This is a genomic window from Nocardia macrotermitis, from assembly GCF_009604405.1.
Lineage (GTDB): Bacteria > Actinomycetota > Actinomycetes > Mycobacteriales > Mycobacteriaceae > Nocardia > Nocardia macrotermitis.
This window is the reverse complement of the sequence record NZ_WEGK01000007.1, coordinates 125,959-140,592: the sequence shown is the minus strand read 5'-3', so window position 1 is coordinate 140,592 and position 14,634 is coordinate 125,959. Positions and strand designations below refer to the sequence as shown.

The 14,634-nt window shown below is 67.4% G+C and carries 14 protein-coding genes; 10 read left to right on the top strand and 4 right to left on the bottom strand.

Features of this window, described 5'->3' with window-relative positions:
• Positions 1-134 precede the first annotated feature (134 nt).
• A complete protein-coding gene (locus tag NRB20_RS17910; protein ID WP_153411293.1) occupies positions 135-749 on the top strand; it encodes a nitroreductase/quinone reductase family protein in 615 nt (204 codons plus the stop codon).
• Complete coding sequence (locus NRB20_RS17905) at positions 746-1,498, top strand: HD domain-containing protein (protein ID WP_153411292.1); 753 nt, start codon at positions 746-748, stop codon at positions 1,496-1,498. Before NRB20_RS17910 ends, NRB20_RS17905 begins: the two co-directional genes overlap by 4 nt.
• A 77-nt stretch (positions 1,499-1,575) precedes the next feature.
• Here the strand turns inward: NRB20_RS17905 and NRB20_RS17900 are convergent, their stop codons facing one another.
• Together NRB20_RS17900 and NRB20_RS38935 are read right to left on the bottom strand one after the other, a co-directional pair.
• Complete coding sequence (locus NRB20_RS17900; RefSeq protein WP_153411291.1) at positions 1,576-2,544, bottom strand: SDR family NAD(P)-dependent oxidoreductase; 969 nt, start codon at positions 2,542-2,544, stop codon at positions 1,576-1,578.
• A gap of 81 nt (positions 2,545-2,625) precedes the next feature.
• Positions 2,626-2,757, bottom strand: coding sequence for a hypothetical protein (locus NRB20_RS38935; protein WP_264766360.1), 132 nt, complete (start codon positions 2,755-2,757; stop codon positions 2,626-2,628).
• Positions 2,758-2,985: 228 nt separating this feature from the next.
• Between NRB20_RS38935 and NRB20_RS17890 the strand changes: the two genes are divergently transcribed.
• Positions 2,986-3,237 carry a FitA-like ribbon-helix-helix domain-containing protein gene (locus NRB20_RS17890; protein WP_153411290.1) on the top strand — a complete coding sequence of 84 codons (252 nt, stop codon included), beginning with the start codon at positions 2,986-2,988 and terminating at the stop codon, positions 3,235-3,237.
• Positions 3,237-3,653, top strand: coding sequence for a type II toxin-antitoxin system VapC family toxin (locus NRB20_RS17885; RefSeq protein ID WP_319945053.1), 417 nt, complete (start codon positions 3,237-3,239; stop codon positions 3,651-3,653). Before NRB20_RS17890 ends, NRB20_RS17885 begins: the two co-directional genes overlap by 1 nt.
• A gap of 36 nt (positions 3,654-3,689) precedes the next feature.
• Here the strand turns inward: NRB20_RS17885 and NRB20_RS17880 are convergent, their stop codons facing one another.
• Entirely contained in the window at positions 3,690-4,064 is a 375-nt protein-coding gene (locus NRB20_RS17880) for a DUF2255 family protein (RefSeq protein ID WP_153411289.1), read from the bottom strand.
• Positions 4,065-4,178: 114 nt separating this feature from the next.
• A complete protein-coding gene (locus NRB20_RS17875) occupies positions 4,179-5,144 on the bottom strand; it encodes a TauD/TfdA dioxygenase family protein (RefSeq protein WP_153411288.1) in 966 nt (321 codons plus the stop codon).
• A gap of 304 nt (positions 5,145-5,448) precedes the next feature.
• On the opposite strand from NRB20_RS17875, the gene NRB20_RS17870 reads away from it, so the two are divergent.
• The 6 genes from NRB20_RS17870 (at position 5,449) to NRB20_RS17845 (ending at position 14,634) form a co-directional block, all read left to right on the top strand.
• The gene (locus tag NRB20_RS17870) at positions 5,449-6,645 is read left to right on the top strand and encodes an ROK family transcriptional regulator (protein WP_153411287.1); all 1,197 of its coding nucleotides are present in this window, start codon (positions 5,449-5,451) and stop codon (positions 6,643-6,645) included.
• Positions 6,646-6,698: 53 nt separating this feature from the next.
• Complete coding sequence (locus NRB20_RS17865; RefSeq protein WP_194289903.1) at positions 6,699-7,784, top strand: ABC transporter substrate-binding protein; 1,086 nt, start codon at positions 6,699-6,701, stop codon at positions 7,782-7,784.
• 4 nt (positions 7,785-7,788) lie between these two features.
• Positions 7,789-8,640, top strand: a complete 852-nt coding sequence (locus NRB20_RS17860) for an ABC transporter permease (RefSeq protein ID WP_153411286.1) — start codon at positions 7,789-7,791, stop codon at positions 8,638-8,640.
• On the top strand, positions 8,616-9,371 hold the full coding sequence (locus NRB20_RS17855; protein WP_319945052.1) for an ABC transporter ATP-binding protein: 756 nt from the start codon (positions 8,616-8,618) through the stop codon (positions 9,369-9,371). The genes NRB20_RS17860 and NRB20_RS17855 overlap by 25 nt, the downstream gene beginning before the upstream one ends.
• A gap of 62 nt (positions 9,372-9,433) precedes the next feature.
• A complete protein-coding gene (locus NRB20_RS17850; RefSeq protein ID WP_153411285.1) occupies positions 9,434-10,774 on the top strand; it encodes an LLM class flavin-dependent oxidoreductase in 1,341 nt (446 codons plus the stop codon).
• Positions 10,771-14,634, top strand: coding sequence for an ABC transporter ATP-binding protein (locus tag NRB20_RS17845; RefSeq protein ID WP_319945051.1), 3,864 nt, complete (start codon positions 10,771-10,773; stop codon positions 14,632-14,634). The genes NRB20_RS17850 and NRB20_RS17845 overlap by 4 nt, the downstream gene beginning before the upstream one ends.

Below are 14,634 nucleotides of genomic sequence, written 5' to 3'. Positions count from 1 at the left end.
CATACTTTAAATTCTTATGTTACCCTGTTCGGGGTGGTGCCTCCTGGCCGGTCGTCACCTTCGAATCGCCTGGCGCGCTCCGGTTTCCGGATGTGCGGCGGCGTGAGCGTCATCATCGAGAGGGGAGTCGCGGCATGTCCGCCAATGATGAGACGGGGCGCGGACCTCGGTATGTCGATCCCGACCGGCGTCGTGGCCGGATGTATCGCGCCTATGCCGGGCTCATCGGCTCGGGGCCGGTGCGGTGGCTCATGCCGCGGCTGTTCTGGAAGCTCGATCCGTATGTGATGGCCGCGACCGGGGAGCGTTTCGGGCTGCCGTTGGTGCTGCCGACCGCCGTCCTGGAGACCCGGGGTGCCAAAACCGGTGCGGCACGGCGAAATCCCGTGCTGTACTTCCACGACGGACAGGACGTGATCGTCATCGCTCTCAATGGTGCACGACCGGCCAATCCGGCCTGGTATCACAACCTGAGACGGTATCCCTACGTGCGATTGGCCGGAAAGCCGATGCGGGCTCACGTAATTCGCGATGACGATGAGCGAGAGCGGTTGTGGCACAAGGGAAGTGCTGTGTTCGGTCCCTACGCCAAGTTTCGTCGAATCGCGGCAGCGGCCGGGCGCACGATCCCTGTCGTACGACTGGCGCCGGTCGACCAGGCTGTCGAAACTGTTGGCGGCCTTGATATTTTCAGCTCATTCGACTCGGAGGACCATGCCGGTGTCCACGATGGGAGAACGACACCATGAGCGCGCGACGTTCCTCGCAGCCCAGGCTCGATCTGACCCGAACCGAGAAGTTCGCGTTCGCCCGGCATGCCGTGGCGGGCCAACTCCGCGAGATACCCGCTAGCCTCGCGTCGGTGCTGGGATTCGGCGGCAGGGGCAGCGCCCTCGAGTTGCGCGCCGACCCGCCCGACGGTCGCTTCGCCCGTCACGCCGAGGAATTCGCCCGCGACGCCTACGGCCCCGAACTTCTCCAGCACTGTCTGCGCTGCTGGTACTTCGGCGATCTGTTCGCGCAACGTGATCGCCGCGACCACGACTCCGAATTGCTCTATGTCGCAAGCCTTCTGCACGACATCGCGCTCACCGACCGCTATCGCGCCACGCCCGCCGACGCGCCGTGTTTCGCCGTCCACGGCGCAGCCGTCGCAGGCCGGATGCTGGGCATGTGGGGTGCGGACGCGGATTTCCGCGATGCCGTCGAAGCAGCCATCGCCGCACATCTCGACGTCTCCGTACCCCCGGAACATGGTGTCGAGAGCCACCTGCTGCACGCCGCGGCGCGCCTGGATGTCGTCGGTGCCCGCGTTGCGGATCTTCCGAAACCTGTACTCCACCAGGTGAATACCCGCCACCCCCGAGGACACTTCAGCACCGAACTCTCCCGCGCACTGAGCCGTGAAGCCCGCGAACGCCCCGACTCGCGCATAGCGGTTCTGTGGAAGATCGGCATGCGGCTCCCCATCGTCCTCAACCCTGTCGCCGTGTCCTGACCGCATAAGTGGGGATTCCGGAAAGTCTTGGCACAGAGGCGAATCAGGCTGCGGATTCCGTTGTGGTTCGGTGCTGATTACGCTCCGTGGCGTTGGTATTCGGATGTGGTCCTGACCGGAATGTTCGGGGGCAAGGGCAGTGGGTCCAGTTCTGTCAGTTTCGAACTGGCGGTCCATAGTTCGGCTGCCGTGGCCGGATCGGTCATGTGCAGGTGAGGTGCTTCGCGGTGAGGTTTGCCTCGCAGGCCGAAAATCCTTGGGCCCCAGAGTTCTCCGCTGGTGATTTCGTTGTCGAGGACGGCGCGGACTATCGGTTCGGCACCGGCGTGTTTGCCGTGGACCAGAGCGCCCGCGGGTAGTGCCAGCAGGTGTTGTGTGGTGGTGCGGCTGAACAGCGGTGGACGGGAGGGAGTCAACGAATCCAGGGCACCGCCGGGGTGGACGACGATGCTGGCGTTGTCGATGCCGTGTGCTCGCAGGCGGCGGTCCAGTTCGAAACCGATGAGTATCTGGGCCAGTTTCGATCGCTCGTAGGTGCGTTTGGGCTGGTAGTCGTGTTCGGATTGCAGGTCGGTGAGGTCCAGGCGCGCCGATCGCGCCGTGAAGCTGCCCACGGTGATCACGCGGGCGTTCGGGGTGGCTATCAGGATGGGCATCAGGTGGGCGAGGAGGGCGAAGTGGCCGAGATGGTTTGTCGCGAAGGTCAATTCGTTGCCAGCGGCGTTGACGCGGCGGTCCGGACCGGTCGGCATGACACCAGCGTTGAGGACGACCGCGTCCAGGTGGTCGACGTCGAGGGATTCCACTGTGGCGGGTAGCGAGGACGGGTCCGCCAGGTCCACGCGCACCGACCGCAGCCGGGCATCAGGGACCTGTGTGCGGATCGCACGCATCGCGAGGTCCGCCTTGGCGGTGTCCCGGCAGCCCAGTACGACCGTGGCGTTCGCGGCCGCGAGTTGTTCGGCGACGAAGTATCCGATACCCGCGCTGGCTCCGGTGACCAGATACGTCTTTCCTGCGGCCTGATGATCGCTGTTCGGTGTCATGTCGTCGAGCTTCGTCCCGGGCGCTTGCATCGTCCTCACACGCGGCTGGCGTCGTCACTGTGCGACGGGTGTGGTGCTGGCCTACGGCAGCCGCTCGCCGCGGATCGAGAATATGCAGTGCGCCAGCGCCGCCGACGGCGTCACCTGCCGCACCAGCACCCACATGTTCCGTATCTCGCGTTCGAGGAGGGAGTGGCCGGATTGGTCGGCCAAACTGGGCGAGGTTTTCGACGATGGCGAGTTTGCGTTGGTTGGCGGGGGTGGAGAGGTCGAAGCGGACGTTGGGGCGGGCGGCGGAGGTGGGGGTGTTCTTGCGCCAGCGGCCCGAGAGCCAGCCACCGGAGAGGGGGCAGTGCCTGTCATGTGGTGGTCCGGACAGGAGATTGATATCATTGAATGGTTTATGCCATCATTGATGGCGCGCGAAGGAGATGACAGCGGATGAGAAACGTGACGATCCGAAATCTGAGCGATGAGGTACACCGCGCGATTCGCCAGCGTGCCGCAACGCATGGCCGCAGTGTCGAGGCGGAGATGCGCGCTATCCTCGCCGACGCCGTACAACCACCCGATCGGGTCGAACTCGGTGCGATGCTCACGGCCGTCGGTCGCGAGATCGCGTTGACCGATGAAGAGCACGCCCTGCTCGACAATCGTGACCGCACCCCCGCCGAGCCTCCGGGGTTCGATTAGTGATCATCCTGGACACCAATGTCATCAGTGAACCTCTGCGTCGTGATCCCGATCCGCGGGTAGCTGACTGGATCGACGCCCAGAATGTCGAAACCCTCTACTTGAGTGCTGTCACCGTTGGTGAACTGCGCTACGGTGCGGCCGCCATGCCCGTCGGCCGCCGCCGAACCGTGCTGCTCGAGCATTTGGAGAGTCGCATCCTGCCGCTGTTCACCGGCCGCATCCTGCCGTACGACCTCGATGCCACCGCACGGTACGCGCGCCTGATGGCCACCGCCCGCGCAGCCGGTCTGGCCATCGCCACCGCTGACGGCATGATCGCCGCAACGGCGGCCGCGGCGGGCTTCATCGTCGCCACGCGCGACACCGGTCCGTTCGAGGCTGCTGCGGTGCCCATCATCAACCCGTGGCAATAGGTTACGGCCGCAACATCTTTCGGATAGCGAGTCGGGTCAGCGGGGGATCAGGCGCATGGTGGTTTCGGCGGTGCGGGGGCTGTTGATGGAGTCGATGATCGAGGCGGCGTAGCGGCGGTATTTGTCGCGGTAGGCGGCGTCGACGCGGTCGGTGACCGTGTTGTCGGTGTCGATGAAGGTGACGTCGATGTCTACGTCGGCGACTCGTAGGTGGCCTTCGTGCCGGGATCGGGTGGCGCGGTACCAGGCGGCGGTGGGGCCGTTGACCGACCGGATGTAGATCTCGTCGTCGGTGCGGACGGCCCAGATGACGCGGGGTGTGGTGAGGGTGCCGTCGGGGCGGCGGGAGGAGATCTCGATCTCGTCGACGCGGGCGATCGTGTCGAGTTGGTCCGGGGTCCATGCGGTCATGCCGGTCTCCTTCTGAACGTGTGGCTCACGTGAGCGTATGCGGAACGATCTTTCCGTAGTTGCGGCGCAAGCGGATCGGCGGCCCGCCGACGTGGTGGGCCGCCGAGTGCTTGCTCAGGAGACCTTGACGTGGGCTTCGGTCTTGAACTCCTCGCCCGCGATGATCTTGGAGACGAAGCCGTCGGGGCCGACGGGGCGGTCGCCGACGACGGTGACCCGGTGCAGGGTGCGGGTGAGGTCCAGGTGACCCAGGTCCTGGGGGCCGAGGTGGGCGGTGGCGCGGTTGTCCCAGACCGCGACACTGTGTGCGTCCCAACGGAATCGGACGGTGTAGCGGGGGCTGGAGAGGTGGCTGAAGAACAGTTCGAGGAGTTTGGTGCTCTCGACGGGGGAGAGGCCGACGATGTGATCGGTGAAGCCGGGGTTGACGAACAGGGCCCGCTCACCGGTCTCGGGGTGCACGCGGACCACCGGATGTTCCGAGATCAGCAGGTTGTCGTTGATGCGGCGGGCGTACGCCTCGTTGTCGTCGAATTTGCGGCCCGCGGAGAACCGGTGCACCGCGGTCAGGCCGTCGGCGAACGCGCGCAGCGGCTCGGACAGGCCCTCGTAGGCGGCGACGAGATTCGTCCAGGTGGTGTCGCCGCCGAAATCGGGGACCACCTCCGAACGCAGGATGGAGATGGCGGGCGGGTTGACCGAGGCGGTGACGTCGGTGTGCCAGCCGCTGTAGTAGCTGTACTGGCGGTCCTGGTAGTCCGGTCGCGGTGCGCCGTAACGACGTTCGTAGACCTGCGGGTCGATGGTCAGGATCTGCGGGGCCTCGCTCGGCGGCGCGTCCTCGTGCGGGTGGGCGTGGGTGAGCTCGCCGAAGCGGCGGCCGAACTCGATCTGCTCGGCGTGACTCAGCTGCTGATCGCGGAAGAACAGCACCTTGTGCGTCAGCAGTTCGCGGCGCAGGCGCGCGACGGTGTCGTCGTCGAGCGGGCGGCTCAGATCGACACCGATAATGTCCGCACCGATATGTCCGGCGACCCGCCGCACGGTGAGAGTATCCACGTGTTCGATGGTTTCTGTCATATCTCTGCGCTCCGTCGGTTTTCGGAATGCACCCGGTCGACCGTCGCGACCTGTGCCGGAATGCCTTGGGGGACAACTTGTTCGACACCCTGCGGCGAAATGGATGGTAATTGTGCGCGAACCGGAACCACACGCGTTGCCGTCTGCGTGATTTCAAATACCCGGCATATTTATTTTTCTCGGCGAAGAAATTCGGACTGTTTCAGAATGGCATCCCGCGAGTTCGGATCACGCTGAGGGAGAACGGTCCCGAACCCGGTCCGATCTCGTAGTCTCGGCCGGAGGCGAAGAGGAACCGAGGTCTATGAAACCGGCGAGAGGGTGGCCGACGGCCGCGGGTGCGGTGCTGCGCGCGCTGTTGGCATCGGGCAGCGCGTCACGATCGGTGATCGCGACGCATGCGGGCTTGTCCCCGGCGACGGTGACGAGCCAGACCCGGGCCCTGCTCGAGGCGGGCCTGCTGTGCGAATCGCCGGTGGACCGGTCGCAGCGGGTCGGCAGGCCGCATGCGCCGCTGACCCTCGATCGCCGAAATGCGGTGGCGGCCATCCACTTCGCGGCCACCCAGACCCGGGTCGCGGTGGTCGACATCGCCGGGACGATCGTCTCCGGCGCGATCGTGCCGCACCGCACCCTCGAGGGGCCGGACCTGGTCGCCGACGCGGCCGCCGCACTCACCGCGTTGCGTCGCGACCTGCCCGCGGACATCCGCCTGTCCGGGGTCGGGTTCGCGACCGGCGGCTGGGTCGACCCGGAAGCCGGTGTGGTGCTGGAACATCCGCTGCTGCACCTGCGCGACACCCCGATCCGGGATCTGCTCACTCGCTTGACCGGGCTGCCCGTCGAGCTCGACAGCCACGCCCGCGCGCTGGTGCACGCCGAACAGCTTTTCGGCACACTGGGTTTCGACTCCTCGGCGGTGGTGTTGTTCGTCGGCAACGTCATCGATGCCGCGTTCGCCGTCGACGGGCGGGTGCATTACGGACCCGGTTCGTCGGCCGGTTCGCTGGCCACGCTCGTCCCCTCCGGCGTCGGGACCGGCGGGGCGGGCCCGCTCGACGCGTATTCGGATCGTTCACTCGAAAAGCGTGCCGCCGCAGCGGGACTCGTCGCGGATCCGACTCTTCCGGCCATGCTCGTCGCCGCCGAGACCGATGCCCGGGTGCACGCGCTGTTCGAGGAACGCGCCCGCGGACTCGCCGTCGTGGCCGCCGCGCTGCTGGACGTGCTGAATCCGGAGACGCTCATCATCACCGACCGCGCGTTCAACGCACTGCCCGCGGTGCGCGCCACCTACCTCGACGCCGTCGCCGCGCGTGCGCAGATGAGCGCGTCCGCGCGCCGGCGCGTCACCGGCACCTCGTTCCCGGGGCGCTCGCTGGAGACCTCGGCCGCCGCGGTGCTGCTGCATCGCCTCTACGCTGATCCGCTCGCCGTCGTCACCGACGGCTTCGGCGCGCACCGGAAGGAGGCCGCGGCACCGCAGTTCGAGTCCCGGTAATTTTAAGTCGACCGAATATTGTGCAGCACAAGGTAATTCGCGACGATCGAGCAATGAGAAAGCTCATCGAAGCGCGGCCGAGCGCATATCGGATGCGCCTCACCCGCAGGGTCGGCGCGGCATCGCTGGCGGTGCTGACCGCCGCCTGTGTCACCTCCGCCTGCGCGACCGCGGGCGGATCCGTCGACTTCGGCAAGCCGCTGCCGACCACCGTGCCGCCGGGGACGTCGCTGAAGATCTCCGCGACCGATATGAAGGTCGCGCTGACCAGCAGCGGCCAGCTGGGCACGCTGCCGTTCACCGTGCCCGATTGGCCCAATGTGTCCGCCGGACCGGATGTGATCCAGGCGTTCAAGGGCGGTTCGGTGGAATTGGCCAGTAATGCCGGAATTCCGTCCCTCCAGGCGCACGCGCAAGGGCTGGACACCCGCATCGTGGCGGTGCTGTGGCGCAGCACGCCCAATTACGGTCTGGCGACGGCTCCCGGGACCACCATTCGCACCTTGCAGGATCTGCGCGGCAAGAAGATCGCCTACTCACCGGGTCAGGCCCAGGGCGGTGTGGTGCTGCGCACCCTGCAACAGGCCGGTCTCAGCACCAAGGACGTCACGCTGGTGCAGCTCAACAGCCCGCAGTTCCTCACCGCACTACAGGGCAGACAGGTCGACATCGCGCCGCTGGGCGAACCGACACTCACCAAATATCTCGCGCAGTACCGCTCGGAGGGCGCGACCACGGCGCCGTCCGACGCGGTCGACGCGCTGAGCATCCTGTGGGCACCGGCCTCGGTGCTCGGCGATGACGGAAAGCTCGCGGCCATAAGGAAATTCGTCGAGTACTGGGCGCGGGCGAAGGTCTGGGAATGGGAGAACCAGGACCGCTGGATCGCCGACTACTACGTGGGGAACCAGGGTGTGAGCGCCGCCGACGGCCGCCGCATCATGGCCACGACCGAACGTCCCTATTTCCCGCCGAACTGGGATCGGGCGATCGAGTGGGAACAGCAGACGATCGATCTGATCACCGGTTCGGGCGCGTTCGGGAAATCCTTCGACGCCCACCAGTTGTTCGATCGGCGATTCGAGCAGGTCGCCGCCGACGCGGTGGCGCCGCGATACCGCACCAACGCACAGGGGTGAACCCATGACCGTCATTTCCGCACGTCATCCGGCGCTCACCGCGCCGCGCGCCGCCGCGGGTTTCACCGCCCGCCCGGCCCGGCGTCGGCTGGGACTGCGACGCCAGATCCCGTTCGCCCGGCTGCTCGGCGTCGCGCTGCTGGTCGGCGTCTGGTCCGCGGGCGCGTCCGCCGGACTGCTCGACCGCCGCAAACTGTCCGCACCCTGGACCGTGCTCTCGACCGGCTGGCAACTGCTCAGCGACGGCCAACTGCTGACCAATATCGAGGTGTCCATGCAGCGGGTGGCCACCGGCGTGGTGCTGGGCGTCGCGATCGGCACCACCCTCGCGCTGATCGCCGGACTCTCCCGCATCGGAGAATCCCTGGTGGACGGCGTGGTTCAACTCAAACGCTCGATTCCCACCCTGGGCCTGGTCCCGTTGACGATCCTGTGGCTGGGGATCGGCGACGGCTTCAAGATCGTGCTGATCATGCTCGCGGCCGCGGTCACCCTCTACGTGCCGACGCATTCCGCGCTGACCGGCATCGATCGACGACTGGTCGAATTGTCGGAGATCCAGAGCGTTTCGCGGTTCGCGTTCATCCGGCAGGTGGTGATACCCGGTTCGCTGCCGGGCTTCTTCCTCGGCCTGCGGCTGGCGGTGAACACGTCGTGGCTGGTGTTGGTGGTGGTCGAGTCGGTCAACGCGACCGACGGGCTGGGCAAGATGATGCAGGACGCCCAGAACTACGGCCAGGCCGACGTCATCCTCGTCGGGCTCGCGGTCTACGGAATCTTCGGGCTGCTGTGCGATTCCGGCATTCGTATTCTGGAGCGAAAGGTGTTGTCGTGGCGACGAACTCTGGCGGACTGACGCCCGTCGAACCATCCGGTGACCCCGGTTCGGGGGTCCGGCTGCGCGGTGTGACCCGCAGCTTCGCCGGCCGCGCGGTGCTGGACAACGTCGATCTGACGATTCCCGAGGGCCAGTTCGTGGCGCTGCTGGGTAAGAGCGGTTCGGGCAAGTCGACGCTGCTGCGGGCGCTGGCCGGTATCGATCACGGCGTGGCGGGCGCGGGTCTGCTGCGGGTGCCGACGCGGACCTCGATGGTGTTCCAGGATTCGCGGCTGCTGCCCTGGAAACGGATCCTGCCGAACGTGCTGTTCGGTCAGCCCCGTTCGCGCCGGGCCGCGGCGTCGGAGCTGCTCGGCGAGGTGGGACTGGCCGGACGCGAAAAGGCTTGGCCCGGTGAACTTTCCGGCGGCGAGCAGCAGCGTGCCGCACTGGCCCGCGCGCTGGTGGGCGAGCCGGATCTGCTGCTTGCCGACGAACCCTTCGGCGCTCTGGACGCGCTGACCCGCATCCGCATGCACGCCCTGCTGCGCCGCCTGATCGAGGTTCATCGCCCGACCGTGCTGCTGGTGACTCACGACGTCGACGAGGCCATCACCCTCGCGCAACGAGTGGTGATCCTGGATCGCGGTCGCATCGAGGTGGACATCGAGATCGATATCGATGGCCCGCGCGACCCGTCACAGCCACAGTTCCAGCAGATCCGGCGTGCGCTGTTGAGCGCGCTGGGCGCCGACCCACTCGCGGCCTGAGCGCCGCGTCATCCACGGCGTGATCGCCGAATCACCCACTACCGGAGAGAGATTCCGTTCCGATGAGTAGAACACTGCATTTGAACGCCTTCCTGATGTCGACCGGCCACCACGAGGCATCGTGGCGGCTGCCGGAGTCGGATCCGTTGGCGCACTTGAATATCGAGCACTACATCCGGCTGGCGCAGACCGCCGAGCGTGGCCGGTTCGATTCCATCTTCTTCGCCGATTCGCCGGTGCTGCAAGGAGATCCGGGGCGTCGGCCGGTGGGCAAACTGGAGCCGACCGTGCTGCTGACCGCGATCGCGTTGCGCACCAGCCATCTCGGCCTGATCGCCACCGCCTCGACCAGTTACAACGATCCCTACAACCTGGCCCGCCGGTTCGCCTCGGTGGATTGGGTGTCCGGTGGCCGGGTGGGCTGGAACATCGTCACCACCGCCGGTGCCGACGCGGCCCGCAATTTCGGGCTCGACGACGTCCCGGATCACCGGCTGCGGTACGAGAAGGCCGCCGAATTCGTCGATGTGGCAACGAAACTCTGGGACAGCTGGGACGACGACGCCTACATCGGCGACAAGGAACTCGGCATCCACTCCGATCCGGACAAGGTCCGCGAGATCGGCCACGTCGGCGAGTATTTCCGGGTGGCCGGGCCGCTGAACGTGCCGCGCTCGCCGCAGGGGTATCCCGTTCTGGTGCAAGCGGGTTCGTCCGAGGACGGCAAAGGTTTCGCGGCCCGGTACGCCGAGGCGGTGTTCACCGCGCAGCAGACGCTCGAGGACGGCAGGCAGTTCTACACCGACCTGAAGGACCGGGCCCGCCGCCTCGGCCGCGATCCCGACACGATCAAGATCCTGCCGGGTATCGTCCCGGTCATCGGGGATACCGAGGCGCACGCGCGCGAACTCGATGACGAGCTCACCAACCTGATTCGGCCCGAGTATCAGCGTCGCACGCTCGCCGAGCGGTTCAACCTGCCCGTCGAGGCGCTCGAGCTGGATCGTGAACTGCCCGCCGACCTCCCCACCGAGGACGAGATCGAGGGCGCGAAGAGCCGGTTCACGCTGATCGTGAATCTGGCTCGCAGCGAACGACTCACGGTGCGGCAGTTGATCGCTCGCCTGGGCGGCGGTCGTGGACACCGGACCTTCGCGGGCACCGCGGAACAGGTCGCGGACACCATCGAGGAGTGGTTCACCGGCGGTGCGGCCGATGGGTTCAATGTGATGCCCGCGGTACTGCCTTCGGGGTTGGAGACGTTCGTGGAGCGGGTGGTGCCGATTCTCCAGCAGCGCGGGCTGTTTCGGACCGAGTACACCGAGTCGACCCTGCGCGGGCACTACGGACTGGCGCGTCCGGAGAATCGGTTCGCCGCCGCCGACGCGGCAATTGCCCTGTGAGCCGGTCGAATTCGGCTGCGGAGCAGGGGTGGGTGCGGTATCTGCTGCATCGATGTCTGGCGCATCCGCGGGCCGTCGCGGGTGCGACCGTCGGTGCGCTGGGCAGCGCCGCGCTGACCGCCGTGCTGCCGCTGGTGGTGCGGCAGGTGGTCGACACGCTCGGCGGTTCCCGGGTGCCGGTGGCCGCCGCGGTCGTCGCGCTGATCGCGATCGGCGTGGTCCGGTTCGGGCTGTCGATGTTGCGCCGGGTCTGCTCGTCCACGCTGTCGCTGGGAGTGCAGTTCGATCTGCGTTCGGATCTGTTCGCCGCGCTGGTTCACATGCCAGGCCGGGCGCAGCTGACGGTGACGACCGGACAGGTGGTGAGTCGCGCGATCAGCGATATCACGCTGATTCAGATGTTCCTGCAACTGATTCCGATCGTCACCGGCAATGTGGCGCTGCTGCTGGGCGCGCTGGTGCTGATGGCGACGATGTCCCCGCCGCTGGCGGTCGTGGCCCTGGTGCTGCTGCCCGCGCTGTGGTTCGTCACCCGGCGGTCGCAGCGAGAGTTGTTCCCCGCCAACTGGGATGCGCAGGCCCACGCGGCCGAGGTGGCGATGCGGGTGGAGTCCGCGGTCGCGGGGGTGCGGGTGGTCAAGGGGTTCGGTCAGGAGCGTCGGGAGATCGGCGAACTGGAGCGACGCGCCCGTGATCTGTTCCGGTCCCGGCTGCGGGTCGTGCGGATCACCAGCCGCTTCACGCCCGCGATGGCGGCGCTGCCCGCGTTGGGGCAGGTGTTCATTCTGGTGGTGGGTGGTCTGCTGGCATTGCGTCAGACGATCAGTCTCGGCACGTTTCTGGCGTTCATGACCTATCTCGGCTCGTTCGTGAGTCCGGTGCGGCAGTTCTCGACGTTGCTCACGGTGAGTCAGCAGGGCAAGGCGTCGCTGGATCGGGTGCGGGAGGTTATCGATGCTGCGCCGAGTGTCGGGCCAAGTGCTGTGGTGAGTGCCGTGGCGAGTGTCGAGCCAAGTGCTGTGGCGAGTGTCGGGCCGAGTGCCGCGCCGAGTGCCGTGGTGAGTGCCGTGGCGAGTGCCGCGCCTGTGGTGGCCGCGGCGTCCGTGACAGGTGCCGCGCCGCCGCGGATCGATCTGTCGGAGGTGACCGTGCGCATCGGTGACACCACCGTTCTGGACCGGTTGGATCTGAGTATTCCGGCCGGTCGGACCGTGGCGTTGGCGGGTGGTGCGGGGTCGGGCAAGTCGACGCTGACCACGTTGCTGCCGCGGCTGATCGATCCCGATGCCGGTGTGGTGCGCCTGGACGGTGTGGATGTGCGGGAATTGCCGCAGCTGCGGAGTCTCGTGGCGATCGTCTTCGAGGACACGCATCTGATGGCCGACACCGTCCGCGCCAACGTCGCCTACGGCCGGCCCGAGGCCACCGACGAACAGATCCGGCACGCGCTGTATCTCGCCGCGGCCGACGACTTCGTCCGGCGGCTTCCCGACGGGCTCGACACCCCGATCGGGGAACGGGGACAACGACTTTCGGGCGGCCAGCGGCAACGCCTGGCGCTGGCTCGCGCGTTGCTCACCGACGCGCCGGTACTGGTCCTGGACGACGCGACCTCCGCGATCGACGCGAAGGTGGAGCAGACCATCTTCGAGCGGATCGCCACCGAGGTGCAGCGGCGTACCACAGTAGTTGTGGCGCACCGTGTTTCGACTCTGGCCTTGGCGGATCAGGTGGTGATTCTGGATCACGGGCGGGTCGCGGAGTCCGGCACCCTGGTCGAGCTGCGCGAGTCGGGCACCCTCTTCGCGACGCTGTTCACCCCGCCGGAGGTGTCGGAAATCGGTGCGGCACTGCGTGTTACGACAGATCTCGTGCCGACCGCGACGCTGTGGGCCGAACCTGCGGAGTACGGCGACGAGACCCGGACGCTGGAGCAGATGGCGCGGGCTTTCTCCCACCATGCGGGCGGGGCGGGCGGCTTCGCGCGCGGCGGCGGCATGCTGACCTCCGCCCCACCCAGCGGCGACGTGCAACAGCTCATCGACGCGCTGGCACCGGTCTCCGGCGAACCGGAGGTACCCGAAAGTTTCACTCGCACAGCCGATCCGGAATTCGGTCTGGCCAGATTGCTGCGCCCGTTCGCGGGGCCGCTGCTGGCGGGGCTGGGCCTGGTCGCGCTCGACGCGATCGCGCAGATCCTGATCCCGGTGCTGGTGCGCTACGGCATCGACCGGGGTGTGCTGGTCGGCGCGCGCGACGTGCTGCTGGGCGCGGCGGCCTCGGCGGCGGTGGTGGTGCTGGCCGACTGGGTGATCGGCCTCGCGCAGGTGCGGGTCACCGGACGGGCCGGGGAGCGGCTGCTGTTCGGCCTGCGGGTCAAGACGTTCGCCCAGTTGCAGCGCCTGGGCCTGCAATTCTACGAACGCGAACTCGGCGGCCGCATCATGACGCGGATGACCACCGATGTCGACGGGCTGTCCACCTTCCTGCAGACCGGACTGTCCACGGCGCTGACCTCCTCGCTGACCATCGGCGGCGTGGTGATCGCGCTGCTGCTGATCGATGCGGAACTGGCGCTGGTGGTGCTCGCGCTGATGCCGATCCTCATCGCCGCCACGGTGCTGTTCCGGCGGCTGTCGGTGCCCGCCTACAACCGGGCGCGGGACAAGGTCAGCGCGGTCAACGCCTACTTGCAGGAGAATGTCGACAACATCAAGGTCACCCAGGCGTATCGGCGGGAAGCGTTGAACCGGAACAGATTCGACTGGATGTCGTGGGAGTACCGGGACGCACGCTTGCGCAGCCAGACGCTGATGGCCGTGTTCTTCCCGTTCATCGAATTCCTGTCGGTGGTCGCGACGGCCGCGGTGCTCGCGGTGGGTGTGCAGCAGGTGCGCGCCGCCGAGTTGACCGCCGGGACGTTGATCGCGTTCCTGCTGTACATCGATCTGCTGTTCTCGCCGATTCAGCAGCTCTCGCAGGTGTTCGACAGTTATCAGCAGGCGGTGGTGGGTGTGGATCGGCTGGGGCGGTTGTTCGCGGTGGAGGTGTCCACCCCGGCCGCGGCGCGGCCACGGGCGGTGCGGCGGGTCGACGGTGCGATCGAGATCCGGGAGGTCGGGTTCCGGTATCGGGCGCGGGATGCCGATGTGCTGCAAGACATCACGTTGCGGATCGAACCGGGGCAGCGGGTCGCGCTGGTGGGCGAGACCGGGGCCGGGAAGTCCACGCTGGTCAAACTGCTGGCCCGCTACTACGATCCGACCGACGGACGGATTCTGGTGGACGGCAACGATATTCGTGATTTCCGGCTGGAGGACTACCGCAAACGTCTCGGCGTGGTGCCGCAGGAGCCGTATCTGTTCGGCGACACCGTGCGCGAGGCCATCGCCTACGGCAGACCCGATGCCGATCCGGCCGAGATCGAATGGGCGGCGCGGGCGGTCGGCGCGCACGAGATGATCGCCGCGCTCGACCACGGCTATCACCATCCGATCGGCCCGCAGGGGCGGCTGCTGTCCTCCGGTCAGCGCCAGTTGCTCGCGCTGGCTCGGGCCCAACTCGTCGAGCCCGACATCCTGATTCTCGACGAGGCCACCGCGTCCCTGGACCTGGCCACCGAGGCCCGGGTCCGCGCGGCCATCGATGTGCTGACCACGGGCCGCACCACGATCGTGGTGGCGCATCGGCTCGCGACCGCCGCGGACTCGGACATCGTCGCGGTGATGGTGGGCGGACGGCTGGCCGAGGTGGGTCCGCACGCGGAGTTGTTGCGCGCCAACGGAACCTACGCCGCGCTGTGGCAGGCGTATGTGGGTGCGGGCCGGGTCGACGCAGATCGGGAATCGGCACGGCTGTAG